The sequence below is a fragment of the Microbacterium sp. DT81.1 genome (assembly GCF_049844955.1).
GTDB lineage: Bacteria > Actinomycetota > Actinomycetes > Actinomycetales > Microbacteriaceae > Microbacterium.
Genome location: NZ_JBNCMA010000003.1, coordinates 450,253 through 475,235 on the forward strand (window position 1 = coordinate 450,253; position 24,983 = coordinate 475,235).

At 70.1% G+C, this 24,983-nt stretch carries 23 protein-coding genes; 17 read left to right on the forward strand and 6 right to left on the reverse strand.

The features are described from left to right. Positions 1–88 precede the first annotated feature (88 nt). From ACLQ2Q_RS10665 to ACLQ2Q_RS10680, 4 genes are read left to right on the forward strand one after another with little or no spacing between them, the layout of a single operon-like run. Complete coding sequence (locus ACLQ2Q_RS10665) at positions 89–451, forward strand: YraN family protein (RefSeq protein ID WP_425820413.1); 363 nt, start codon at positions 89–91, stop codon at positions 449–451. Further along, positions 448–1,977 (forward strand): YifB family Mg chelatase-like AAA ATPase, encoded by a 1,530-nt coding sequence (locus ACLQ2Q_RS10670; RefSeq protein ID WP_425820414.1) that lies wholly within the window; start codon positions 448–450, stop codon positions 1,975–1,977. Before ACLQ2Q_RS10665 ends, ACLQ2Q_RS10670 begins: the two co-directional genes overlap by 4 nt. Further along, positions 1,974–3,197, forward strand: a complete 1,224-nt coding sequence (dprA, locus tag ACLQ2Q_RS10675; protein WP_425820415.1) for a DNA-processing protein DprA — start codon at positions 1,974–1,976, stop codon at positions 3,195–3,197. Before ACLQ2Q_RS10670 ends, dprA begins: the two co-directional genes overlap by 4 nt. A 25-nt stretch (positions 3,198–3,222) precedes the next feature. Then, positions 3,223–4,137: a tyrosine recombinase XerC gene (locus ACLQ2Q_RS10680; protein WP_425820416.1), complete on the forward strand. Its 915-nt coding sequence runs from the start codon at positions 3,223–3,225 to the stop codon at positions 4,135–4,137. Positions 4,138–4,152: 15 nt separating this feature from the next. Here the strand turns inward: ACLQ2Q_RS10680 and ACLQ2Q_RS10685 are convergent, their stop codons facing one another. Then, a complete protein-coding gene (locus ACLQ2Q_RS10685) occupies positions 4,153–4,728 on the reverse strand; it encodes a murein hydrolase activator EnvC family protein (protein ID WP_425820417.1) in 576 nt (191 codons plus the stop codon). A 328-nt stretch (positions 4,729–5,056) separates the two neighbouring features. On the opposite strand from ACLQ2Q_RS10685, the gene rpsB reads away from it, so the two are divergent. The 4 genes from rpsB (at position 5,057) to frr (ending at position 8,416) form a co-directional block, all read left to right on the forward strand. Then, complete coding sequence (gene rpsB, locus ACLQ2Q_RS10690) at positions 5,057–6,055, forward strand: 30S ribosomal protein S2 (RefSeq protein ID WP_425820418.1); 999 nt, start codon at positions 5,057–5,059, stop codon at positions 6,053–6,055. A 97-nt stretch (positions 6,056–6,152) separates the two neighbouring features. Then, entirely contained in the window at positions 6,153–6,980 is an 828-nt protein-coding gene (tsf, locus tag ACLQ2Q_RS10695) for a translation elongation factor Ts (protein ID WP_425820419.1), read from the forward strand. 98 nt (positions 6,981–7,078) lie between these two features. Further along, positions 7,079–7,798, forward strand: coding sequence for a UMP kinase (gene pyrH, locus ACLQ2Q_RS10700; protein WP_425820420.1), 720 nt, complete (start codon positions 7,079–7,081; stop codon positions 7,796–7,798). A gap of 63 nt (positions 7,799–7,861) precedes the next feature. Next, positions 7,862–8,416, forward strand: a complete 555-nt coding sequence (gene frr, locus ACLQ2Q_RS10705) for a ribosome recycling factor (RefSeq protein ID WP_425820421.1) — start codon at positions 7,862–7,864, stop codon at positions 8,414–8,416. Positions 8,417–8,419: 3 nt separating this feature from the next. On the opposite strand, the gene ACLQ2Q_RS10710 is transcribed toward frr, so the two are convergent. After that, complete coding sequence (locus tag ACLQ2Q_RS10710; RefSeq protein ID WP_425820593.1) at positions 8,420–8,608, reverse strand: hypothetical protein; 189 nt, start codon at positions 8,606–8,608, stop codon at positions 8,420–8,422. Between ACLQ2Q_RS10710 and ACLQ2Q_RS10715 the strand changes: the two genes are divergently transcribed. The 5 genes from ACLQ2Q_RS10715 to ACLQ2Q_RS10735 all read left to right on the forward strand — a co-directional run bounded on the left by ACLQ2Q_RS10715 (position 8,562) and on the right by ACLQ2Q_RS10735 (position 11,985). Next, positions 8,562–9,548, forward strand: a complete 987-nt coding sequence (locus ACLQ2Q_RS10715; RefSeq protein WP_425820585.1) for a phosphatidate cytidylyltransferase — start codon at positions 8,562–8,564, stop codon at positions 9,546–9,548. The genes ACLQ2Q_RS10710 and ACLQ2Q_RS10715 overlap by 47 nt on opposite strands. Continuing rightward, positions 9,548–10,132 carry a DivIVA domain-containing protein gene (locus ACLQ2Q_RS10720; protein ID WP_425820422.1) on the forward strand — a complete coding sequence of 195 codons (585 nt, stop codon included), beginning with the start codon at positions 9,548–9,550 and terminating at the stop codon, positions 10,130–10,132. Before ACLQ2Q_RS10715 ends, ACLQ2Q_RS10720 begins: the two co-directional genes overlap by 1 nt. Positions 10,133–10,221: 89 nt before the next feature. Next, positions 10,222–10,959: a lytic transglycosylase domain-containing protein gene (locus ACLQ2Q_RS10725; RefSeq protein WP_425820423.1), complete on the forward strand. Its 738-nt coding sequence runs from the start codon at positions 10,222–10,224 to the stop codon at positions 10,957–10,959. A gap of 4 nt (positions 10,960–10,963) precedes the next feature. After that, a complete protein-coding gene (locus ACLQ2Q_RS10730; RefSeq protein WP_425820424.1) occupies positions 10,964–11,254 on the forward strand; it encodes a hypothetical protein in 291 nt (96 codons plus the stop codon). A 17-nt stretch (positions 11,255–11,271) separates the two neighbouring features. After that, complete coding sequence (locus tag ACLQ2Q_RS10735) at positions 11,272–11,985, forward strand: alpha/beta hydrolase (protein WP_425820425.1); 714 nt, start codon at positions 11,272–11,274, stop codon at positions 11,983–11,985. 31 nt (positions 11,986–12,016) lie between these two features. Here ACLQ2Q_RS10735 and ACLQ2Q_RS10740 read toward each other — a convergent pair whose 3' ends face one another. Next, positions 12,017–13,069, reverse strand: a complete 1,053-nt coding sequence (locus ACLQ2Q_RS10740) for an AI-2E family transporter (RefSeq protein WP_425820426.1) — start codon at positions 13,067–13,069, stop codon at positions 12,017–12,019. Positions 13,070–13,246: 177 nt separating this feature from the next. On the opposite strand from ACLQ2Q_RS10740, the gene ACLQ2Q_RS10745 reads away from it, so the two are divergent. Both ACLQ2Q_RS10745 and ACLQ2Q_RS10750 read left to right on the forward strand, forming a co-directional pair. Then, on the forward strand, positions 13,247–15,118 hold the full coding sequence (locus ACLQ2Q_RS10745) for a glycosyl transferase (RefSeq protein WP_425820427.1): 1,872 nt from the start codon (positions 13,247–13,249) through the stop codon (positions 15,116–15,118). Between the two features lie 20 nt (positions 15,119–15,138). Beyond that, a complete protein-coding gene (locus ACLQ2Q_RS10750; protein WP_425820586.1) occupies positions 15,139–16,065 on the forward strand; it encodes a tetratricopeptide repeat protein in 927 nt (308 codons plus the stop codon). A 6-nt stretch (positions 16,066–16,071) separates the two neighbouring features. Here ACLQ2Q_RS10750 and glgB read toward each other — a convergent pair whose 3' ends face one another. The 3 genes from glgB to glgX all read right to left on the reverse strand — a co-directional run bounded on the left by glgB (position 16,072) and on the right by glgX (position 22,493). Further along, the gene (glgB, locus tag ACLQ2Q_RS10755) at positions 16,072–18,249 is read right to left on the reverse strand and encodes a 1,4-alpha-glucan branching protein GlgB (RefSeq protein ID WP_425820428.1); all 2,178 of its coding nucleotides are present in this window, start codon (positions 18,247–18,249) and stop codon (positions 16,072–16,074) included. Continuing rightward, positions 18,249–20,192 carry an alpha-1,4-glucan--maltose-1-phosphate maltosyltransferase gene (locus ACLQ2Q_RS10760; protein WP_425820429.1) on the reverse strand — a complete coding sequence of 648 codons (1,944 nt, stop codon included), beginning with the start codon at positions 20,190–20,192 and terminating at the stop codon, positions 18,249–18,251. The genes glgB and ACLQ2Q_RS10760 overlap by 1 nt, the downstream gene beginning before the upstream one ends. Positions 20,193–20,405: 213 nt before the next feature. Further along, complete coding sequence (gene glgX, locus ACLQ2Q_RS10765; RefSeq protein ID WP_425820430.1) at positions 20,406–22,493, reverse strand: glycogen debranching protein GlgX; 2,088 nt, start codon at positions 22,491–22,493, stop codon at positions 20,406–20,408. Positions 22,494–22,546: 53 nt separating this feature from the next. Here glgX and ACLQ2Q_RS10770 point away from each other — a divergent pair, with 53 nt between their 5' ends. After that, positions 22,547–23,713 (forward strand): cysteine desulfurase family protein, encoded by a 1,167-nt coding sequence (locus tag ACLQ2Q_RS10770; protein ID WP_425820431.1) that lies wholly within the window; start codon positions 22,547–22,549, stop codon positions 23,711–23,713. Between the two features lie 49 nt (positions 23,714–23,762). After that, positions 23,763–24,854, forward strand: coding sequence for a tRNA 2-thiouridine(34) synthase MnmA (mnmA, locus tag ACLQ2Q_RS10775; protein ID WP_425820432.1), 1,092 nt, complete (start codon positions 23,763–23,765; stop codon positions 24,852–24,854). Positions 24,855–24,983: the final 129 nt, after the last annotated feature.

Genomic DNA, 24,983 nt, shown 5'->3' on the forward strand with positions numbered 1-24,983 from the left:
TCCTCCACACCCCCCGTTCCTTCCCAGCGTTTCGAGCGTCGGGTTCTTCGCCGTCGTTTGTGGATGAGGGGCGGGCAGTCTGCCCTTCATGGCAGACAAGGACGTCCTCGGACGCGCGGGTGAAGACAGGGCGGCTCGCTATCTGGCGGATGCCGGCTACCGGCTGATCGAGCGCAACTGGCGCTCCGCGCAGGGCGAGCTCGACATCATCGCCGTGCGCGGTGTCGAGGTCGTGGTCGTCGAGGTCAAGACGCGCCGCGGCGACGGCTTCGGGCATCCCCTCGAGGCGGTCGACGCGCGCAAGCGCGCCCGGCTCTGGAAGCTCGCGATGGCATGGGCCGGTGCGCATCCCGAGTGGAGCCGGGGGAGGGTCGTGCGGGTCGACGCGATCGCGCTGACGGGGCCGGATCCCGACACGGCCGACCTCGAGCACGTCGAGGACGTGCGATGACGGTCGCTCGCACGTGGGCCGTGGCGCTGACCGGTCTCGAGGGCGCGTTGGTGGAGGTCGAGGCCGACCTGTCCAAGCAGACGCCCGAGTTCCACCTCATAGGGCTCCCCGACAAGGCGCTGGGTGAGGCGGTGCAGCGCGTGCACAACGCGTGCGCGAACAGCGACCTTCCCCTGCCGCGACGCAGGCTCACCGTGAACCTGTCACCGGCCAGCCTGCCCAAGCAGGGCTCCGGTTTCGATGTCGCGATAGCGATCGCATCCCTGGCCACCGAAGGGGCGATGGATGTCGCCTCCGTGGAGCGGACGGTGCACATCGGGGAACTCGGGCTCGACGGGCGGCTGCGTCCCGTGCCCGGCGTCCTGCCGGCCGTGCACGCCGCCGCGCGGGCGGGATTCCGCAGGGCGGTCGTCCCGCACGCGAATCTCGCGGAGGCCGAACTCGTGGATGGGATGACGGTGCTCGGTGCGGCATGCCTCGCGGACGTCGCGCGGTGGCACGGAGCGGATGTCGAGTCACCTCTGATCGATCCGGTCGCGGGACCCCGTGTGGACACCTTCCACCCCGAGCCACCCGACCTCGTCGATGTCGTGGGCCAGCGCGAGGCCGTGGAGGCGCTCATCGCGGCGGCCGCCGGCGGTCACCACCTGCTGATGACGGGACCGCCCGGTGCCGGAAAGACGATGCTCGCCAGCCGGCTGCCGGGCATCCTGCCCGCCCTCGGCGACGACGCGGCCCTCGAGGTCGCCTCGATCCGCTCCCTCTCGGGAGATCCGGTCGCCGGGCTCTCTCGACGCCCGCCCTTCGAGGCGCCGCATCACAGCGCCAGCGTCGCGGCACTCGTCGGCGGCGGGTCGCGGATGGTGCGCCCCGGCGCGATCGCCCGGGCGAGCCACGGTGTCCTCTTCCTCGACGAGGCCGCGGAGTTCGCCACGAATGCGCTCGACGCTCTTCGGCAGCCGCTCGAGTCCGGATCGATAACGATCCATCGCGCGGGGGTGACGGCCGCCTTTCCGGCTCGCTTCCAACTCGTCCTGGCCACCAACCCCTGCCCGTGCGGCAACTACGGCGTCCGCGGAGCGGCGTGCGTGTGTCCCCCTCATTCCATCCGCCGCTACCTCGGTCGCCTCTCGGGCCCCCTGCTCGACCGCATCGACATAGAGCTGGGACTGACCAGGGTGGCGGTGGCGCATCACGCGGAACTGGCGCGCGACGCCGTCACCACGGGCGCCGCGAGGGGGCGTGTCGCGGAGGCGCGAGCGCGGGCGAGCCATCGACTGCATGACACGCCGTGGCGGCTGAACGCCCACGTGTCGGGGCCGTGGCTCCGGCAGGGGCCGCTGAGCCTTCCGCCGGCCGTGCGTCGGCCCCTTGACGCGGCCCTTCACCGCGGCGCGCTGACGCTGCGGGGCTATGACCGCGTTCTGCGAATCGCCTGGACCCTCGCGGACATGGCCGGCCGCACCACCCCCACGACGCACGACATCGGTCGTGCGCTGTTCATGAAGAAAGGCGTCACCCCATGACGATGGATCTGCCGAGCACCCGCGAGATGGTCGAGCGGCTGCGGCCTCTCCGTGGCGGTGAGCCGCTGACCGGTGCCGAAGCGGAGCGGCTGTTCTCGATCGTCGTGTGGAGCGTCCTGGTCGAGCCGGGGGACGGGGTCGCGGGGCGGCTCATCGCAGGCATGGGACCGCACGAGGCCCTTCGCCCCCTCCTGAATGGCGCACTCGAAGCGGCGGTGGTCGGCCGAGCCGACATCACACCCGCCGAAGCGGCCGCGGGCGTGGCCCGCTGGATGCCGCGGCTGGAGGCTCCGGCTGTTCGTGCCGCCATCGACCTCGCAGGGCGGGCGCGGGCGAGACTGCTCGTCCCGGGCGATCAGGAATGGCCCGTCGTGGTCGACGACCTGGGCGACCACGCGCCGCTCTGCCTGTGGGTGCGCGGAGATCCGCAGGCTCTGACCGCCGCGCAGGCATCGGTCGCGCTGGTCGGGGCGCGCGCGGCGACCGGCTACGGGGAACATGTCGCGATGGAGTTCGGAGCCGAACTCGCCGGCCGGGGAGTGACGGTCGTCTCCGGTGCCGCCTACGGCATCGACGGGATGGCGCATCGCGCCGCCCTGGCCGCCGGAGGCCAGACCCTCGCCCTCCTCGCCGGCGGCGTGGACCGGGCCTACCCCGCCGGGCATGCCAACCTGCTGGAGCGCATCGCCGCCGCCGGAGCCGTCGTCAGCGAGGTCCCCTGTGGGGGCGCGCCCACCAAGTGGCGGTTTCTCACCCGCAACCGGCTGATCGCGGCGCTCGGCCAGGCGACCGTGGTCGTCGAGGCCGGATGGCGGAGCGGGTCGCTCAACACGGCCGGACACGCGGCGGCACTGGGACGACCGCTCGGCGCCGTGCCGGGACCGGTCACCTCTGCGGCCTCGGCCGGATGCCACCGCCTTCTGCGCGAGTTCGACGCGCGATGCGTCACGACGGTCGACGAGGTGATGGAGCTTCTGGGCGGAGGGTGGGCAGGCGGCGACGGGATGCCGGGAGGACGCGCCACGCTCGGAGGGCGCAGCGCCGAGGAGACCCGCGTGCTCGATGCGCTCACGTCCCGCGCCGGGCGCCAGACCCCGGATGTCGCACGCCGCTGCGGTCTGGCCATCGCCGACGTCGAGGGGGTGCTCGGTCTGCTGGCGATGGATGGCGCGGTCGCCCGGGATGAAAGGGGCTGGCGCCGGGTGTCCTCCGCGGTGTGAGGCCCGCCGCCGTCATGCTGGTGTCATGGAGCTCGATGCGGCGGCCGACGCCTTCGCGCTGCACCTCGAACGGGTGCGGAGGCTCTCGCCGGCGACCGTGCGCGCCTATCGTGCCGACCTGCGGGACCTCGCCGCCACCGCCGGACTCGTGCCGCTGGAGCAGATCGACCTCGAGCTGCTGCGCGAATGGCTGTGGAACGCGACGAAGCGCGGTGACGCCCGCTCCACTCTCGCTCGCCGCACCGCGGCCGCACGCTCGTTCTTTGCATGGTGCCTCGACGAGGGGCTCGTGGCCACCGATCCGAGCCTGCGCCTCGTCGCGCCGAAGCGCGGGAGGACCCTGCCGGCTGTGGCGACCGCAGACGCTCTCCGCGAATTGCTGGACGGCTACCAGGTCCGGGCGGAGGCGGGGGATCCGCTCGTCCTGCGCGACCACGCTCTGCTCGAGGTGCTGTACGGCGCCGGCATCCGGGTCTCGGAGCTCTGCGGTCTCGACATCGACGACCTCGACCTCGATCGGGCGACGGCGCGCGTGCTCGGCAAGGGCTCGAAGGAGCGGGTCGTGCCCTTCGGCACTCCCGCCCGCAGGGCGCTCGGGGCCTACCTCACCAGAGGACGCCCGGTCCTTCGTTCACGGATCGACTCGGCGAGACCGACCGCAGGTGCCGCCGTCTTCCTCGGTGCCCGTGGCGGGCGCATCGCCCCGCGGTCCGTGTACGACCTCGTCTCGCGTGCGCTCGGCCCGCTCGTCGGCTCCAGCGCGGTGGGCCCGCACGCCCTGCGCCACTCCGCCGCCACACACCTGCTCGACGGGGGAGCGGATCTCCGGACGGTGCAGGAGCTGCTCGGCCACGCGAGCCTGGGCACGACCCAGATCTACACGCACGTGTCGTCGGAGCGTCTGGCCGCTACCTACCGGTTGGCGCACCCCCGCGCGTGAGCACCGCGGAACACGTCAGTGGAGTGGTTCGCAGCAGGGCACGAGCACCGCGCGGGGCACGCCACCCAAGAGCAGCATCGGGTTGATGTAGCGACCGTCGAGTCGCACGCCGAAGTGCACGGTGCCGGCCGCCGCATGACCGCCGAGCGAGAGGCTGCCGACGACCTCTGCGGGCGACACCGCGGCTCCCGCCTCGAGCCGGCCGTCGACGGGCTCGAGCGTGGTGACCAGTCCATCGCCGTGGTCGATCGTCAGGAGACGCCGGCCGGCGACCTGCCCGGAGAACGCGATGGTCCCCGCCGCCGGTGCCCGGACATGCAGGGTCTCCCGCGGCTCGAGGTCGATCCCGCGATGCCCCGGCGCGTAGTCGTGTGCGGGTGCGACGAAGCGCTCCACAACCCGGAACGACCCCTCGACCGGCCAGACCCAGGCCGTGCCGCTCGCCACACGGAACCCCGCCCCTGTGCTCCACACCGGCTCCGCACCCGAGACCGCCGCCGCGGCCGCGGTGGTCCCCGGCGCGGGCGGCCCCATCCCCAGGAGCACCGCCGCGACAGCGAGCCCGGCGAGGCTCCGTACGATGCGCGGCATCCGCTCATCGTGCGGGGCGTCGCAGTACGGCCGCAGCGCTTGCCTCAACCTGTGGACGGGTACGCGTGGCAGGCGACCTGTGCAGGAGCCTGCTCGGAACGTGCCGCCTGGTACACTGGATGTCGCACCCCGCTCGTCGGGGTGACTACGCGTGCCCACAGCGCAGGTCCCCGAGGTTCATCTCAGGGAAGCGCGGCATCGCACCCTATGGTCTCTCCCGCGTGAGCGGGCGTGCGGGTGCGAGCCGGGTACCAGGCTCGCCGGCCGAACGGTCCGGCGGAAACAAACCGAAAGCGGCGCGCACGCGCGCCAGAACAGGAGAACGGCCATGGCCGTCGTCACGATTCGCCAGCTGCTCGACAGCGGCGTCCACTTCGGACACCAGACCCGCCGGTGGAACCCGAAGGTCAAGCGCTTCATCCTCACCGAGCGCAGCGGCATCCACATCATCGACCTGCAGCAGTCGCTGTCGTACATCGACAAGGCGTACGAGTTCGTCAAGGAGACCGTCGCCCACGGCGGCACCGTCCTCTTCGTCGGCACCAAGAAGCAGGCGCAGGAAGTCCTCGCCGAGCAGGCGACGCGCGTCGGCCAGCCCTACGTCAACCAGCGCTGGCTCGGTGGCCTCCTCACCAACTTCCAGACGGTCTCCAAGCGCCTCGCGCGCATGAAGGAGCTCGAGGAGCTCGACTACGAGAACCCGTCCGAGAGCGGCTTCACCAAGAAGGAGCTCCTGCTCAAGAAGCGCGAGCTCGACAAGCTGCACAAGTCGCTGGGCGGCATCCGCAACCTCACCAAGACGCCTTCGGCGCTCTGGATCGTCGACGCCAAGCGCGAGCACCTGGCCGTCAGCGAGGCGCAGAAGCTCGGCATCCCCGTGATCGGCATCCTCGACACGAACGCCGACCCGGACGAGTTCCAGTACCCGATCCCCGGCAACGACGACGCGATCCGCTCGGTGGGGCTGCTCACGCGCATCATCGCCGACGCCGCCGCCGAGGGCCTCATCCAGCGCCACCAGCCGACCGACGAGTCGGCTGACGCCGAGCCCCTCGCCGACTGGGAGCGCGAGCTCCTCGAGCAGCCGACCGTGGAGGGTGCGCAGGACGTCTCCCTGGCAGCCGCCGCGACCGACGCGGATGCCGCCGGCGCCGAGGCGCACGACGCGTCCATCGCCGCCGCCGCGGGCCTGTCCGCCGAGGATGTCGCCGCCGTCGAGGCCGCCGCGGCCACGGGTGACGCCGACGCGACCGCGGATGCCGAAGAGGCCGCCGTGGCCGATGTCGTTCCGACGGACGCCGCCGGCGCGTCCGAGTCCGACCGCTGATCCAGCGGACAGCCCCGTAATCTCCGCCGCGGCGGGCCGCACGACCGGCCCGCCGCGGCATCCACGAGAACTCACCACCAGCAAGGAGCCGCCACACATGGCAAACTTCACGATCGCCGACATCAAGGCCCTGCGCGAGCAGCTCGGCACCGGCATGGTCGACACCAAGAAGGCTCTCGAAGAGGCCGACGGCGACGTCGAGAAGGCCGTCGAGATCCTGCGCCTGAAGGGCGCGAAGGGCAACGCCAAGCGCGCCGACCGTTCCACGAGCGAGGGCCTGGTCGTCGCGCGTGAGCAGGACGGCAAGGTGACCCTGGTCGAGCTCGCCTGCGAAACCGACTTCGTCGCGAAGAACGACCGCTTCATCGCGCTGGCCGACAAGGTCGCGGATGCCGCGGCCGCCGTCTCCGCCGACTCGGCCGAGGCCGCCCTCGCCGCCCCCGCCGGCGTCGGCACCGTCGAGACGCTGATCTCCGACGAGGCCGCCATCATCGGCGAGAAGGTCGAGCTGCGCCGCGTCCGCACGCTGACCGGCGACGCGTTCGAGATCTACCTGCACAAGACGAGCAAGGACCTGCCCCCGCAGATCGGCGTGGTCGTCGCCTACTCCGGGACCGACGCCGAGACGGCGCGCAGCATCGCGCAGCACATCTCGTTCGCCAACCCCACCTACCTCTCCCGCGAGGACGTCCCCGCGGCCGAGGTCGAGAAGGAGCGAGACATCGTCACCGAGATCTCGCGCAACGAGGGCAAGCCAGAGGCCGCCCTGCCGAAGATCGTCGAGGGCCGCGTGAACGCCTTCTTCAAGCAGGTCGCCCTGCTCGACCAGGACTACGCGAAGGACAACAAGCTCTCCGTCGCCCAGGTCGCGAAGAATGCCGGGATCACGATCACGGACTTCGCGCGCTTCAAGGTCGGCGCGTAACACCCTGCAAGGACCCGCATCGCATTCCGCGATGCGGGTCCTTTTTCTCTGCCCGGCCCGAGCACAGTAGTTTTGAACCGCCGACGATTGGATGACACGTGATCGATGAGACGACCGGACGCCGACGCGTTCTGCTCAAACTTTCAGGAGAGGCGTTCGGAGCCGGCCAGTTGGGAGTCAACCCGGACGTCGTGAGCCAGATGGCGCAGGAGATCGCCGCGGCCGTCGACCGCGTGGAGATCGCGGTCGTCGTCGGCGGCGGCAACTTCTTCCGGGGCGCGGAGCTCAGCCAACGCGGTATGGACCGCGGGCGTGCCGACTACATGGGCATGCTGGGCACCGTCATGAACGCCCTCGCCCTGCAGGACTTCCTCGAGCAGGCCGGCGCCGCCACCCGCGTGCAGTCGGCCATCGCGATGACCCAGGTGGCGGAGCCCTACATCCCTCGTCGCGCGGAGCGGCACATGGAGAAGGGTCGCGTCGTCATCTTCGGTGCCGGTGCGGGTCTCCCGTACTTCTCCACCGATACGGTGGCCGCACAGCGGGCGCTGGAGATCGGCGCATCCGAGGTGCTCGTCGCCAAGAACGGTGTGGACGGGGTCTACACCGCCGACCCGCGCGTCGATCCGACAGCGACGAGGATCGACCGCATCACGTACCAGGATGCGCTTCAGCGGGGGCTCAAGGTCGTGGACTCCACCGCGTTCAGCCTGTGCATGGACAACCGCATGGACATGCGCGTGTTCGGCATGGAGCCGGCGGGCAACGTCACACGGGCGCTTCTCGGCGATGAGATCGGCACGCGCGTCACCGCGTGATCCCCGTGCCGGGGGACCCGCCCCGGCTACACTGGATCCCAAGCTTTACCGAATGGAGTGACCGTGATCACGGACGTCTTGGCGGATGCCGCAGCGCGTATGGACAGGGCCGTCGAGGCCGCCAAAGAGGACTTCTCGAGCGTGCGCACCGGCCGTGCGAACCCGCAGCTCTTCCAGAAGATCCTGGTGGACTACTACGGCACGCCGACGCCGCTGGCCCAGCTCGCGTCGCTCAACAACATCGAGGCGCGCACGATCGTCGTGACGCCCTACGACAAATCGGCTCTGAAGGCCATCGAGCAGGCGATCCGCGACACCCCGAACCTGGGCGCGAACCCGACGAACGACGGCAACATCGTTCGCGTCACGCTTCCCGAGCTCACCGAGGAGCGCCGCAAGGAGTTCGTGAAGATCGTTCGCTCGAAGGGCGAGGACGCCAAGGTCCACGTCCGCGGCATCCGCCGCAAGGCGAAGGACGACCTCGACGCTCTCAAGTCCGACCTGGGTGAGGACGACATCGCCCGCGGGGAGAAGGAACTCGACGCCGTGACGCGTGCCCGCGTCGACGCGATCGATGAGGCGCTCAAGCGCAAAGAGACCGAGCTCCTCGAAGTCTGAGGCTCACCTCATGAGCGACGTGCCCGACGGGAACCCGCCGACTTCCGACACTCCGCCCGCTTCAACGACCCCGCCCGCCTCGACGACCCCACCCGCCTCGACGACTCCGCCCGCCTCGACGACTCCGCCCGCCTCAGCAGCCCCGCTGACGCGTCGCCAGGCGTCGAAGTCGCGAGCGTCCCAGCCGCCCACTCCGGAGGCGATCCAGATGCAGCTGCGCGCAGCGCGCAGCGAGTTCGAGCATCAGGTGGCGCACGCCCGCGACCAGTTCGACGAGGCGAACGAGCGCATCAAGGAGCGCACGGGCCGCAACCTCATCGTCGCGATCGTCATCGCACTGGGGCTCGGTGCGGTGCTCGTGCTCTCGCTGATCTTCTTCAAGTGGCTCTTCGTGATCTTCGCGCTGGCCGCCAGCGTGCTGGTCACGTTCGAACTGGGCCGCGCCCTTCAGGCCAGTGGACGCCGGGTCGACCTCGGGCCGCAGCTCGTCGTCGGCTCCATCCTCGTCGTCTCCGCCTTCTTCATCGATCTGTGGCTGCATTGGGTACTTCTCTTCGCCGCCGTGGCGATCGTGCTCGTCTGGCGGATGCTTGCCCAGATGATCGCGAAGGACGGTCGCACCTACGGAGACGTGCTCAGCGACGTGCTCGTCGGCGGGCTGATCCAGCTGTACGTCCCGTTCCTCGCGAGCCTCGGCGTCGTGCTCCTGCGACAGGACGGCGGCGAGTGGTGGGTGCTGGCGTTCATCATCGTCGTCGTCGCCTCCGACACGGGCGCGTACGCGTCCGGCCTTGCCTTCGGCAAGCATCCGATGGCCCCCAGGATCAGCCCGAAGAAGACGTGGGAGGGCTTCGCGGGCGCGGCTCTCGCGGCCCTCGTCGCGGGTGTGCTGCTCGCCCTCTTCATGCTGGGTCTTCCGTGGTGGACGGGCCTGATCATCGGCGCCCTCATCCTCGGCACCGCCACTGCGGGCGACCTGGGCGAGTCGATGATCAAGCGAGACCTCGGCATCAAGGACATGAGCTCGTGGCTGCCCGGTCACGGCGGTGTGCTCGATCGGCTCGACTCCATCCTTCCCAGCGCCACGGCCGCCCTGGCGCTCTACTACCTCCTCTCTCCATTGGCGGCCTGATGACGACCTCCGAAGACACCCCCGCTCAGCTGTCGCCCGCGCCGTTCCCCGACGCGCCCCGCCGGCAGCGGGGCTATGACCGCCGCGCGGTCGACGAGTTCCTCGCGCGCGCCCGCGCGTCGTTCGAGAAGACCGGCTCCGAGGGGGAGCTGATCGACGCGGCCGCCGTGCGGCAGGTGGCGTTCCCGCTCGTCCGCGGCGGCTACTCGATCGCCGCGGTGGACGGCGCGCTCGGACGTGTCGAGGACGCGTTCGCGGCCGTGGAGCGGGAGCGCGAGGTGACCACGGCAGGCGCCGAGATCTGGGTCGAGCGGGCGCGGGATCACGCGCAGGAGATCCTCGAGCACCTCGCGCGACCCAGGGGCCGCCGCTTCGCGCGGACGAGCTGGCTGACCTTCGGCTACCGCATCGACGAGGTCGACCTCATCTCCGACAAGCTGGCGCGCTACTTCGAGAGCGGCGACCCGGTGACGGTCGATCAGGTGCGGGCGGTGGCATTCCGCATGCAGCGCGCCGGGTATCGGGAAGAGCAGGTGGATGCCCTGCTCGACGCCGTCGTCGACGTCATGCTCGCCGTCCGCTGACCCCGCCCCAGCGGGCGAGCGTGGTATCGGATGGCGATCATCGCGCTCGGATGGCACATCGGTGTCCGCATCGATAAACTCGGGCCATTGTGACTTCGGGTGAAGAGATGGTTCCGGCGTCATCCCGCGGGGTGGCGCGCACATCGACGGCACGCGGAGCGGGGCAGCGCACTCGTCGTTCGGCGGCTCCGGCCCGGGCGAGGTGGAGCCGCCGACGCGGCGTCCTGGGCGTCTTCGCAGCCCTTTCCGTCGTGGGTTTCATCGGGGCGTACGTCGGTCCGACCGGTGCCGCGCTCGCTGAGGCCGTCCCGGCCGTCGCCCCGTTGTCCCTGTACTCGACCGCCGTGATCGACGCACAGTCGTACGAGGTCGAGACCGCCCCCGAAGCGGAGCCGGCGACGCTCGACCGAGGGAACTACACGGTGTACGTGACGCCCAAGCCGACGCCCCCTCCGACTCCCGTGGCCACGTCCACGGGCAGCACGTCGGGGGCGCGCTGGTCCCCGCCCTTCGTCACCCCCGATCCGGGCAGCGCCCAGGCGATCGCGTACGAGATGGTGCTGGCACGGGGCTGGAGCGACGCCGAGTTCGGCTGCCTCGTCGCCCTGTGGAACCGCGAGTCCGGCTGGCGCGTCAACGCGTACAACGCCGGCAGCGGTGCCTATGGCATCCCGCAGTCCCTCCCTGGCAACAAGATGGCCTCCGCCGGCGCCGATTGGGAGACCAACCCGGCGACCCAGATTTCGTGGGGACTGGGTTACATCGGCGGCCGGTACGGAACGCCGTGCGGCGCCTGGGGCCACTCGCAGTCCACCGGCTGGTACTGACCCCGTGCCGCGGTCCCACCGCCGGCGTCCGGACCCGTCCGGCGACGACGACTCGTTCGAGCACCTGCTCGCCGGCTGGAAGCGCACGGAGTACCGCCGAGGCGTCGAGTGGACGGTGCAGCCCGTCTCAGGTGCTCAGGCCGTGAAATCCTACGTTTGCCCCGGCTGCGGACGATCCATCGATATCGGCCTCGCGCATCTCGTCGCATGGCGCGCCGACGGGGTGCTCGGCGCCGAGGCCGATCTGGCCGCGCGAAGGCACTGGCATACGCACTGCTGGAAGATCGGCCGCTGATGAAAGGTGCTGAGTTCATGGAGATCCGCGGACCCGTCGAGCTGCCCGCACGGCGAGAAGACATCGAACTGCAGACCCTCGATGGGCTGACGCTCGTCGGTGAGCTGTCGCTGCCGGTCGATCGCGAGCCGGTCGCGACCCTGGTGACCCTGCACCCGCTGCCCACCGCGGGGGGATTCATGGACTCCCACATCCTCCGCAAAGCCGCGGCCCGCCTCCCGGCGCTGGCCGACCTGGCGGTGCTGCGGTTCAACACCCGCGGAACGGCGTCCCCTCGTGGCACGAGCGACGGCGAGTTCGACGGCGGCCGCGCGGAGGCCTTCGACGTCGCGGCCGCGATGGACCTCGTTCGCGACCGCGCACTGCCGGAGCCGTGGCTGGTCGGATGGTCGTTCGGCACGGAGCTCGCGCTCAAGTACGGCCGTGACCACGACGTACGAGGCGTCATCCTGCTCTCGCCCCCGTTGCACCGGGCCACGCCCGAAGAGGTCGCGGCGTGGGCGGGGGACCACCGCCGCGTCGTCGTGCTGGTTCCCGAGTTCGATGACTACCTCAGGCCGGATGCCGCCACCGAACGCTTCGCGTCCGTGCCCGACGCCACGCTGATCGCCGTGGAGGGCGGCAAGCACCTGTGGGTGGGCGAGACCCAGACCCGCCGCGTTCTCACCGAGATCGTCGGCGTCGTGAATCCGTCAGCGCTGCCGCTTCCCGAGGAGTGGCCGACCCCCTGAACACCGCTCGAGCCGGGCGGTGGAGCGTGCGTCAGAGCTCGTTCATCCGCGGGATGACCACCTGGCGGTAGATGATCAGCACGCTCGCGGCCACCGGGATGGCGATCAGCGCGCCGAGCAGGCCGAGCAGCGACCCGCCGGCCAGCGCCGCGATCACCACCACCGCGCCGGGCACCGACACCGCACGGTTCATGATGCGCGGCGAGATGATGTATGCCTCGATCTGCATGTAGATCAGGTAGTAGATCGCGGCGATGAGCGCCGTCGTCGGCGAGCCGAGGCCCGGGATGAGGCAGGTCAGCACGATGATCGTCGATCCGGTCAGCGTTCCGACGAGGGGGATGAGGGAGAAGAAGAAGGCGACGACCGCCAGGACGGCCGGAAAGGGAGCGCCGATGATCGTGAGGAAGATGGCACTGAGCACGCCGTTGAGCACGCCCATGCTGACCTGGCCCATGACGTAGTAGCCGACGGAATCGGTGATCTGCTCCGCGAGATCGATGAACCGAGCGCGCTTGGAGGCGGGGACCAGCTGGTAGATCGCCGCCTTGAGCGACGGCGTGGAGGCCGTGAAGTAGATGGTCAGGATGAGGATGATGAACGCGCCGGTCACCCCCGCCAGGATGGATGCGCCGAGCGTGATGACGCTCTCGCCGATCGATGCATAGTCGAGGCCGTTGAGCCAGTCCTCGATGGATGTGAAGATGAACTCCACGTCGAGGTTGGGGAAGACTCCGGCGACCCATCCCTTGACATCGTCGATGCTGGTGCCGCTCTCGACGAGCTCGGTGATCGCCTTCACGAGCTGACCGATCTGCTGGGAGATGATCGGGATCAGCAGCAGGACGATCCCCGCGAAGATCGCCAGGACGGCGAGGATCGTGATGAGCACGGCGGCCCAGCGGGGGAGCCCTCGGCGCTCGAGCCAGTTCACGGCCGGGTCGAGCCCGAGCCCCAGGAAGAGTGCGGTGCCGACGTACAGCAGGATGGTGGACAGCGTTCCGATGCTGTTGAGAAGCACGATGCCGAGCCCGACGCCGAGCGTCGCAACGAACGCGACGCGAAACGGATTGTGCACCTTCATAGGGGCTCCTTGCTTGCCGTGGCGAGGCATCCAGTTGTCTCGTCAGACTACGGCGGGAATCGGCACGGACGGCGGTGGGCGCGCTCCTGGGTAACTTTCAGGTCGCCTTCGCTAGTCTGAAACGTCGAGTGTGCGGACCCCCGGGCTCTCCGGTCGGGTCGAAAAGGGAGTTACTTCGTGCGTTTTGTGTGGGCCATCGCGGCGTTCTTCCTCGCCGCGGTGCTGATCGGAGCCGGCATCGCCCAGCGAACCGTCTTCCTCGGACCCAAGACGGAACAGGCGTCCATCTCCGTGACCGAGGACCTTCCGTACACCCTCATCGACGGGGAGGTGCTCAACAGGCTTCCCGGCGCCCAGACCCTGATGGTCCGCGGCGAGGGGACGATCTTCGCCGCCTACGGCCGCACGAACGACCTGCAGGCGTGGCTCGCCGACACCGACCACAACGAGGTCACCCTGGACGGAGACGAGATCGTCTCCGAGGCGATCGACGCCGTCGAAGCTGAGCCCGGCGAAGAGGCTGCCGAGGGCGAAGCCGGTGCCCAGGCCCCCGCCGAGGGCGACGCCGCCGCGGCCCCACCGGAAGGCGACGCGGCCGAGGCGGGACCCGCGCGCACGCCGGCGGGCTCAGACCTCTGGCTCGACGAGTTCGAGCAGGAGGACGCGCTCATCACGCCTCTGCAGCTGCCGTCTGAGATGAGCGTGCTCATCGCCTCCGACGGCATCGAGCCCGCGCCGAGCGACGTGACGGTGTCGTGGCCGCTGGACACCTCCACACCGTGGGCCGGTCCGCTCATCGCTGTCGGCGGCATCCTGATGTTCCTCGGTGTGCTGCTCTACGTGCTCGGCATCCGTCACGCGCGTCGTTCGCGCGGACCGCGACGCAAGGGCCTTCCTCCGCTCGCCGAGACCCAGCCCATCGACATCGCGGTGGAGGGGTCCGACAAGGGCGTCATCAGCGCCGGCCGCCCCCGCAAGGCGCTGGCTCGCGGTCGCCGCGCCTACGCGATCATGCCGATGGTCGCCGTATCCGCGCTGCTGTTCACCGGGTGCTCGCCGGACTCCTGGCCGCAGATGTCCTCCTCGCCCACCCCCAGTGAATCCGCGACTGTTCTCGTACAGGAGGGTCAGCAGGCGCCGGCCGTCACGCAGGCGCAGGCGGAGCGCATCCTCTCGCGCATCTCGGAGTCCGTCGCGGCCGCCGACGAGGCGATGGACCCGGCGCTCGCCGCCGATCGCCTCGATGGGGCGGCCCTCGCCGAGCGTGCCACGAACTACAAGCTGCGCGCCGCGATCGCCGACCACACACCTCCCACGCCGATCCCCGACAAGCCGCTCGAGATCCTGCTTCCGCAGGCCTTCGACGATTGGCCGCGCACCTTCATGTCTGTCGTCGCCGATGACCAGGACGAGACCGTCCCGCCGATGATCATGCTCCTCACGCAGGAGGACGCCTGGTCGCCGTACAAGCTGACCTACGCGGCGAGCATGGAGGCGTCCGTCGAGCTGCCCCCGCTCGCTCCGGCGGCCATCGGCGCCCCCCGGGTCCCGGCCGACTCGTCCTTCGTGGCGATGCCGCCGGAGGACCTCGCGGTCGCGTACGCCGACGTGCTGAACAAGGGCGAGGACAGCGAGTACTACGACATGTTCGATGCGACGACCGACCAGTTCCGCGTCACCGTGGCGACCGATCGCCAGCGCCGCCTCGACGCGTTCAACCAGACGGCCGCCTCGACGGGCAGCCTGACCTTCGAATCCACCCCCGGCACGTTCGAGCCCGTCGCCCTGGCGACGCTCGAGAGCGGTGCCATCGTCGCCATCACGGTGAACGAGACCGACACCGTCAAGCCGACCACACCGGATGCCGTCATCAAGCTGACGGACAACCCGACGGTGAAGACCCTCACCGGAGTGGATCAGTCCTCCACCGGTTTCTCCACGACGTTCGGCGATCAGCTGTTCTTCTATGTTCCCGGGCAGGGTTCGAATGAGAAGATCAAGCTGCTCGGCTACGGTTCCAACATCCTCGATGCGAAGGTGATCCCTTGAGCAATGCCCCCGGCGCCGTGATGCGCGGCGCGGTCGACCTGTCAGCACTCCGCAATCGGCCGGAGGCACCCGCTCCGGGCGCTCCCGCGTCCGCGGGCGGCGCCCCTGCGGCATCCGTCCCCTCTCTCGTCCTGGATGTCACCGACGCCACGTTCGGTCAGGTGCTGGAGCTCTCGCGCACCGTTCCGGTCGTGGTCGACCTGTGGGCCGAATGGTGCGGGCCGTGCAAGCAGCTCAGCCCGATCCTCGAGAAGGTCGTCCTCGAGCTGGGCGGGCGCCTCGTGCTCGCCAAGGTGGATGTCGATGCCAACCCGCAGCTCGCGCAGGGATTCCGCGCCCAATCGATCCCGATGGTCGTCGCCCTCGTGGGCGGCCAGCCCGTGCCGTTGTTCACGGGCGCGGTGCCCGAGCAGCAGGTGCGCGAGGTCTTCGCCCAGCTGCTGCAGGTCGCTGCCCAGAACGGTGTGACCGGAACGGTGGCCGTCGACGGCTCCGACCCGGCGACGGCCGAGACCGACGACGTGGAGCCGGCGCTGCCGCCGCTGCACGCCGAAGCGTACGACGCCATCGAGGCCGGCGACTACGCGCGGGCCGTCTCGGCCTACGAGCGCGCCCTCGCCGAGAACCCGCGCGACGAGGATGCCCGTGCAGGACTCGGGCAGGTGCGCCTGCTCGCTCGCGTGCAGGCGCTGGACCCCCAGTCGGCGCGCGCGGCCGCGGCCGCCGACCCCCGCGACATGGACGCCCAATTCGCGGTCGCCGATCTGGACATCGCCGGCGGGCACGTCGAGGATGCCTTCGTGCGCCTGCTCGACCTTTTCGCGGACCTGCCGACCGATGCCAGGGGTCCCGTCAAGGATCGACTGCTCGAGCTGTTCGCGCTGGTCGGAGACGCCGATCCTCGCGTGCTCGCGGCACGCCGCAGCCTGGCGTCGTTGCTCTTCTAACCCGCCTCAGCCCTGAGTGGGGCTCGGGATGTGCGCCTCCGGGTCGTGGCGCAGCCACAGCACGCCGAGCGGCGGGAGCACGAGCGACGCGCGCGGCGAATCCTTCTCGCGCTCGTGCGCGTAGACGACGCCCATGTTGCCGACGCCCGAGCCGCCGTACTCCTGGGCGTCGCTGTTCAGCACCTCGTGCCACACGCCCGCCTCGGGCAGGTCGAGTTCGAACCCGTGCACTGGCACGCCGGAGAAGTTGCCGATCACCGCAACGGTGTTGCCGTGCCAGTCGCGACGGGTGAAGGCGACGACGTTCGGATTCCACACCGGGCCGCCGATGCGCGAGAAGGCGGCGCCATCGCTGTCGCGCGCCCACAGGGCGGAGTGCTCCTTGTAGGTGCGGTTGAGAACGCCGACGAAGCCGTGCAGCTGCGCGTGCGACGGCTGGTCGAGGATCCACCAGTCCAGCCCGCGGCCCTCGGCCCACTCGGAGAGCTGACCGAACTCCTGGCCCATGAAGAGCAGCTGCTTGCCCGGGTGCCCCCACTGGTACGCCAGGAACGCACGCAGGTTGGCGAGCTTCTGCCAGTGGTCACCGGGCATGCGCGAGAAGAGGCTGCCCTTTCCGTGCACGACCTCGTCATGGCTGATCGGCAGCACGAAGTTCTCGCTGAACGCGTAGACGAAGGAGAACGACAGCTCGCCCTCGTGGTGCGAGCGGTACATGGGGTCGCGTGCGAAGTACTGCAGCGTGTCGTTCATCCAGCCCATGTTCCACTTGAAGCCGAAGCCCAGGCCGCCGCGGCTGGTCGGGGCGGTCACCCCCGGGAAGCTCGTGGACTCCTCGGCGATCATCACGATGCCGGGGTAGCGCTTGTACGCGGTGGCGTTGACCTCCTGCAGGAAGTGGATGGCCTCGAGGTTCTCCCGGCCGCCGTGGATGTTCGGCACCCACTCGCCCTCTTCGCGGGAGTAGTCGAGGTAGAGCATCGATGCGACGGCGTCGACGCGCAGGCCGTCGACGTGGAACTCCTCGAACCAGTAGAGCGCGTTGGCGACGAGGAAGTTGCGCACCTCGTTGCGGCCGTAGTCGAAGATGTACGTTCCCCAGTCGCGATGCTCGCCTCGCCGGGGATCCGGATGCTCGTACAGCGGATCGCCGTCGAACCGCGCGAGCGCGAACGAGTCCTTCGGGAAGTGCCCCGGAACCCAGTCCATGATCACGCCGATGCCCGCCTGGTGCAGGCGGTCGATCAGGTAGCGAAGGTCGTCGGGTTGGCCGAAGCGGCTCGTGGGGGCGAAGTACCCCGTCACCTGGTAGCCCCATGATCCGCCGAACGGGTGCTCCGCGAGCGGGAGGAACTCGATATGCGTGAACCCCTGGCCGGCGACGTAGTCGATGAGCTGATCGGCGGCGTCACGGTACGACAGGCCGGGTCGCCAGGACGCGAGATGCACCTCGTAGACAGCCATCGGCTCCGAGACGGGGGTCGACTTCGCGCGGCGAGACATCCATCCGCCGTCGGCCCACGCGTAGGCCGACTCCGTGACCACGGATGCCGTGGCCGGCGGCACCTCGGCGAAGCGTGCCATCGGGTCGGCCTTGGTCACCCACCCGCCGTGCCGCGAGAGCAGCTCGAACTTGTAGGCGGCGCCGGCGGCGACGCCGGGCACGAACAGCTCCCATACGCCCGTGCCGCCCATCGACCGCATGGCGTGGTTGTTGCCGTACCAGCCGTTGAAGTCGCCGAGCACACGCACCGCACGGGCGTTCGGCGCCCAGACGGTGAACGACGTGCCCTGCGTGCCGCCGTGCTCCCGCACGTGGGCGCCGAGCACCCGCCACAGCTCCTCGTGCCGGCCTTCGCGGATGAGGTGCAGATCGAGCTCGCCTATGGTGGGGCTGTGGCGGTAGGGGTCATCGGCCTCCCAGTCCGGGCCGCCCTCGTAGGAGGCGATCACCCGGTAGGCCGTCACGGGTCCGACGTAGGAGCCCTCCCAGATGCCGGACCCCTCGTGCGCGAGGGGCACGTCGGTGCCATCGATGAGGACGGCGCGCACCGCGGTCGCGAGCGGGCGCTGTGCGCGGATGACCGTGCGGGTGCCGTCGAGATGGGCGCCGAGCACGCTGTGGGGATCATGGTAGGACCCGGAGGCGACGGCCTCGAGGAGAGATGCATCGAGCGAGGTCATCATCGGCCCTTCACGGTCAGTATGTGGACGGGTTCGTTGAAGGCGTCGAGCCGCACGAAGTTGTGGTCGGACCACGTCCAGGTGGCGCCGGTGATGAGATCCTCGACGTCGAAGGGCTCGCCGGGCGCGACGCCCCAGAGGCGAGTGTCGAGGTGAACCATCGTCTGCCGCACCGAGTGCGGGTCGACGTTCGCCACAACGAGGACCGTGTCCGCCGCACCGGTGGGCGAGAGAGCGGCGTCGAGGTGCTTCGAATACACGAGGATCGCGTCGTCATCGCTCCAGTGCACGCGCAGGTTGCGCAGCTGCAGGAGCGCCGGATGCGCCCGGCGGATCTCGTTCAGGCGGCGCAGATACGGGGCCAGCGAGTCGCCGCGTTCCTCGGTCCCCGGCCAGTCCCGCAGCTTGTACTCGTACTTCTCGTTGTCGATGTTCTCTTCCGAACCGGGGCGCGCGACGTTCTCGAAGTGCTCGTAGCCGGCATAGACACCGTAAGTCGGAGCGCCCGTCGCGGCGATGGCCGCGCGGATCTTGTAGGCGGGACGACCCCCGTACTGCAGGTACTCCGTGAGGATGTCGGGGGTGTTCACGAAGAGGTTCGGCCGCAGGAAGTCGGCCGTCTCGGTCGCGAGTCCGCTGAGGAAGGTCTCGAGCTCCTCCTTGGTGTTGCGCCAGGTGAAGTATGTGTAGCTCTGCTGGAATCCCGCGGACGCGAGTCCCTGGAGGGGAGCCGGGCGGGTGAACGCCTCGGCGAGGAACACGACGTCCGGGTTCTCCGCCGTCACGGTGCGGATCAGCCACTCCCAGAACTGCAGCGGCTTGGTGTGGGGGTTGTCGACGCGGAAGATCAGAACGCCCTGGGCTATCCAGTGCCGCACGATGCGCAGCACTTCGGCGCGGATGCCCTCCGGATCGTTGTCGAAGTTGATGGGGTAGATGTCCTGGTACTTCTTCGGCGGATTCTCCGCGAAGGCGATGGATCCGTCCGGAAGAGTGGTGAACCACTCGGGGTGCTCGGTGACCCACGGATGGTCCGGCGCCGCCTGCAGAGCCAGGTCGAGCGCGACCTCGAGCCCTGCCGATCGCGCGGCGCGCACGAACGCCCGGAAGTCGGAGAGCGTCCCGAGATCGGGGTGGACGGTGTCGTGGCCGCCCTCGGTCGAGCCGATCGCCCACGGCGATCCAGGATCGCGCTCCCCGGCATCGAGGGTGTTGTTGGGTCCCTTGCGGTTCTTGCGGCCGATCGGATGGATGGGCGGCAGGTACAGCACGTCGAAACCCATGGCCGCGACATCCGGCAGGCGCTTCGCCGCGGTGCGGAACGTGCCGCTCTTGATGGTGCCGTCCTTGAGTCGCTTGGCGCCTTCCGAGCGCGGGAAGAACTCGTACCAGGCCCCGACGCCTGCGCGTTCGCGCTCGACCAGCAGTTCGTTGGTGGCCCCGACGGTGACGAGCGACATCAGCGGCCGGTCGGCGAAGAAGGCGGCGATCGCGGGATCCTGAACGATCCCGAGGGCGACCTCGTCGCCGACGAGGGGATCGCGCAGAGCGGCGGCGGCGCCCTCGAGCGCGCGGCGCTCGGCGACGGGGCGCCCCTTCTCCTTGACCGCGCGGTCGAACAGCAGCGCGCCGGTCTCGCGCATGAGCGGCACGTCGACGCCCGCAGGGATCTTCAGCTCGGCGGCGTGCTCCCAGGTGGCGTAGTCATCCGCGAAGCCCTCGAACCGGAACGACCACACACCCTGTTCGAGGAGCGACACCAGAGCGCTCCAGCGGTCGAAGCCGTCGCCCAGCGGGACCATGCGGTGCAGGGATTCGTCGCCCGAGGGGGAGAAGAGCCGGAGGTGGACGCCGATGAGATCGTGACCCTCGCGGAACGCGGTGACGAAGAACGGCACGACCTCGCCGGCGAAGGCCTTGGGCCGGAACTCGCCGCCCGGCACGGAAGGACGCGGATGGCGAAGCGGGATGCGCCCTATCGCCGTATCCCGGGAGCCCTGGGCGTCTGTTGCCGGCCGGAGCGGGATGGCGGCCCCGCTGCGCCAGGTGGTGGAGACGGACCTTGAACGATTCGGTGATGCCACATCCCGAACCTATCGTGGCCCGCACTCCTTCGACAGGCTCGCGACACGGCTTGACGCCGAGCCGCCCGCAGGCTATTCCGCGCGGAACAGGTGCATCGCGGTTCCCCGGAGGCTCACGACATCGCCCGGCGCGAACTGCGGCGTGTCCTGTGCCGGCCGCTCGTCCTCGCTCGACCAGAGCGAGACGTAGCGCGTCACCCCGGCGATGGAGGGCAGCCGCACGTCGATGGGCGACTCGTTGCCGTGCACGATCAGGAGGATGCGGTTGAGCGCCTCGGTCTCGGGGGTCGAGGTCGCCACGTACTGCAGCGTGCGGTGCCCGGGGTCGGTCCAGCGGTCGATCGACATCGTCTCGCCGTGCTCGTCGTACCACCCCATCACCGATGCGCTCGGCGTCCGCTCACCGAGCCGCGCGAAGCGCATCGGGCGTAGGGCCGGATTCTCGTGACGAAGACGCGTGAGGGTCGCGACGTGGGCCCGCAGGTCGTCCTGCCATGGGTCGGTGTCCCATGCGAGCCAGGTGAGGGGCGAGTCGTGGCAGTAGGCGTTGTTGTTGCCCCTCTGCGTGCGGCCCATCTCGTCGCCGGCCGTGAGCATCGGGATACCGGCCGAGAGCAGGAGTGTGCCGAGCAGGTTGCGCATCGCCTTGCGTCGGGTCGCCAGGATGCCGGCGTCCTCCGTCGGCCCCTCGGCGCCGTGATTGAACGACCGGTTGGTGTCGGCGCCGTCCCTGTTCTGCTCGCCGTTGCCCAGGTTGTGCTTGACGTCGTACGAGACGAGGTCCCGCAGGGTGAAGCCGTCGTGGGCGGTGACGAAGTTCACGCTGGCGAGGGGACCCCGTTCGACGCTGAACGTGTTGGCCGAGCCTGCGAGCCGCGTCGCGAACCCGCCGATCCCGACGGGAGCGGCCGACGCCCTGCGTGCGTAGTCGACGTCGCTCAGCCAGAAGTTGCGCACGCGATCGCGGTAGCGGTCGTTCCACTCGTGCCAGCCGTCGCCGAAGTTGCCCGTCTGCCATCCGCCCATCCCTACGTCCCATGGCTCGGCGATGAGCTTCGCGTCGGCGAGCGCCGGGTCGTCCTTGATGGCCTGAAGGAGAGGATGCTCGGGGGTGAAGGTGTGCGCCGTGTCCCGGCCGAGAGTGGCCGCGAGATCCAGCCGGAAACCGTCCACCTGCACGTCGTTCGCCCAGTACCGGAGGGAGTCCAGCACGAGCCGCGCCGTGGCGTCGTTGGACGTGTCGAGGCTGTTGCCGCATCCGGTGACATCGATGTACGCGCCGTCGTCGTGCTGCCGGTAGTACGACCGGTTGTCGATGCCGCGAAGGCTCGAGCGGGGGCCGCCGATGCCCTCCTCCGCTGTGTGGTTGTAGACCACGTCAAGCACCACTTCGAGCCCCGCCTCGTGCAGCAGCCGCACCATGCCCTTGAACTCCCGCAGGACCGCCTCGGGTCCTTCGCGACGGTTGTGATCGGTCGCGTACGGGGTGTGCGGGGTGAAGAAGTTGAGAGTGTTGTAGCCCCAGTAGTTCGCCAGCCCGTGCTGGAGCAGGCGCGGCTCGGTCTGGAACGCGTGCACCGGAAGCAGCTCGATCGTGGTCACGCCGATCGAGTGGAAGTGCTCGATCATGGCGGGATGCGCGAGCCCCGCGTACGTCCCGTGCAGCGCGGGCGGCACGCGGGGGTGGCGCTTGCTCAGCCCCTTGACGTGCCCTTCGTAGATGATCGTGCGATCGAGAGGGATGCGGGGCTTCTGCACCCCGCCCCAGTCGAAGCACCCGTCGACGACCACCGAGCGCCAGGCGTCGTAGCTGCTCTGCACAAGCCCGCGGGCGTATGGCTCGATCAGCAGCGTGCGGGGGTTGAAGGTGTTGCCGGGCGCCTGACTGCCGGAGACCCTGATCGCATAGCGGGTGCCGGGGCGCAGGAGCGACGTCGACACGCTCCAGAGGCCATCGCCTGCCGGCTCGAGCGGGATGGAATCGGTGATCCAGTCGAGGTCGGTGTCGTCGAAGATCTCGAGCTCGATCGCGTCGGCATTCTCGGACCAGACACGCAGCGTGCCGCCACCGTCATGCAGACGGACCCCGAGGTCATCGAGCTCCGGACGGAGGATGCCTGAGGGGGGAGCGAGAGTGGGCGAGGGCTCCGGACAGACCATGCGCTCTACAGTAGTAAGGCGGAGCGGCCTTGCGGCGACGGGGGGATGGTGGCATGCAGGTGTATCTGGACCACGCCGCCACAACGCCGCTCCGCACCGAGGCCCGCGACGCCTGGCTGGAGGCATCCGGGACCGTCGGCAACGCCTCGTCCATCCACGGCGGGGGACAGACGGCCCGGCGGCTCCTCGAGGAGTCCCGTGAGCGCATCGCGGCGGTCCTGCACTGCGACCCCATCGAGCTTGTCCTCACCTCGGGCGGCACGGAATCGATCAACCTCGCGCTGAAGGGGCTGTGGTGGGCGAGGGCAGCGCGCGACGCCGTCGTGCTGCCCGACGGCGAGCACCACGCCACCCTCGACACGGTCGAGTGGCTCCGTGTGCACGAGGGCGCCCGCATCGTAGGTGTGGGGCTCGACGCTTCCGGCCGCATCGACCCGGGTGCCTTCGAAGAGGCGCTGCGCTCGCCCGGCGTCGCATTCGGCACGGCCCTGATGGCAGGCAACGAGTCGGGGACCATCAACGACTCGACGGAGCTGGCGGCCGCTGCGGCGGGGGCCGCCGTCCCGCTGCACCTGGATGCCGTCGCCGCGTTCGGGCACGTCCCGGTGCGGTTCTCCTCGCTGCGGGCGGATGCCGCCCCCGCGTCCGGCCTCGTCGCCCTGAGCGTGTCCGCCCACAAGGTCGGTGGGCCTGTCGGCGTCGGGGCCCTCGTGGTTTCGCGCACCGCCGCCGTGACCGCCCTCCTGCACGGCGGCGGCCAGCAGCGCTCCCTGCGAGCCGGCACACAGGACGTCGCGGGCGCGGCTGCGTTCGCCGTGGCGGCGGAGCTGGCCGAGACCGAGCGGGAGGCGGAAGCGCAGCGGCTCGCTGCGTTGCGCGACGAGCTCGTGCGCGGCATCCGCGCCGCCGTTCCCGAAGCCGAACTCCTGGGCGACCCGGTGCATCGCCTGGCCGGCAACGCCCACATCCTCTTCCCCGGCGCGGCGGGAGAGTCTCTGCTGTTCCTGCTCGATCGTGCGGGCATCGCCGTCTCGACGGGCTCCGCGTGCCAGGCTGGCGTGCCGGAACCCTCGCACGTGGTGCTGGCGATGGGGCGTGCCCAAGCGGACGCGCGCTCGGTGCTGCGGTTCACACTCGGCCGCACTTCGCAGCCGAGCGATGTGGATGCCGTGGTCGCCGCGATCCCGGAAGCGTACGCGCGGGCATCCGGACGATCCTGAGGCGGTGGTCGCCGGGATCCGCCCAGCAAGGGCCTCGTACACTGGAACGATGCGCATCCTGGCGGCCATGAGCGGCGGAGTCGACTCCGCGGTGGCTGCGGCGCGCGCCGTCGACGCCGGGCACGATGTCGTCGGGGTCCATCTCGCGCTCTCCCGCGCCGGGGGCACCCTGAGAACGGGCAGCCGCGGATGCTGCACGATCGAGGACGCGATGGATGCCCGGCGCGCGGCCGATCGCCTCGGCATCCCTTTCTATGTGTGGGACTTCTCGGAGCGCTTCCGCGACGACGTCATCGAGGACTTCATCGCCGAGTACCGCGCCGGACGGACCCCGAATCCGTGTATGCGCTGCAACGAGAAGATCAAGTTCGCGGCTCTCCTGGAGCGCGCGATCGAGCTCGGGTTCGACGCGGTCTGCACCGGCCACTACGCGACGCTTCTCGACGGCCCCGACGGACTCGAGCTGCACAGGGCGTCGGATGCCGCGAAGGACCAGTCCTACGTGCTCGGGGTGCTGACCGCGGAGCAGCTCGCCCACACCTACTTCCCGCTGGGATCGACCCCGTCCAAGGCGCTCGTTCGTGCCGAGGCGGCCGATCGCGGTCTCACCGTCGCGCAGAAGCCGGACAGCCACGACATCTGCTTCATCCCCGACGGCGACACCCGCGGCTGGCTGGCCGAGAAGGTCGGCACGGCGACCGGGGAGATCGTCGATCGGGCGGGCGCCGTCGTGGGCTCCCACGAAGGCGCGCACGCCTTCACGGTCGGGCAGCGCCGGGGACTCTCGCTCGGGGTCCCGGCCGCCGACGGCAAGCCGAGGTTCGTGCTCGAGGTGCGGCCGGTCTCCAACACGGTCGTGGTGGGGCCCAAGGAGGCGCTCGCGATCGCCGAGATCTCCGGGACGCGGTTCTCGTGGGCCGGCAGCGCGCCGGCGGCGAGCGCCTTCGCCTGTCACGTGCAGATCCGCGCCCACGCCGACCCTGTGCCCGCGCGCGCCGACCTCGGCGACGACCTGCTGCGCGTGACCCCGGACAGTCCGCTTGACGGCGTGGCACCTGGTCAGACCGCCGTGCTCTACGACGGCACCCGTGTGCTCGGCCAGTTCACGATCGACACCACGGTGTCGGCAGTACTCGTTTGATCGGGGCTCCGCCCCAAACCCCCGGCTCGCTGGCGCACGCCCTGATCGGGGCTCCGCCCCAAACCCCCGGCTCGCTGGCGCACGCCCTGATCGGGGCTCCGCCCCAAACCCCGGCTCGCTGGCGCACGC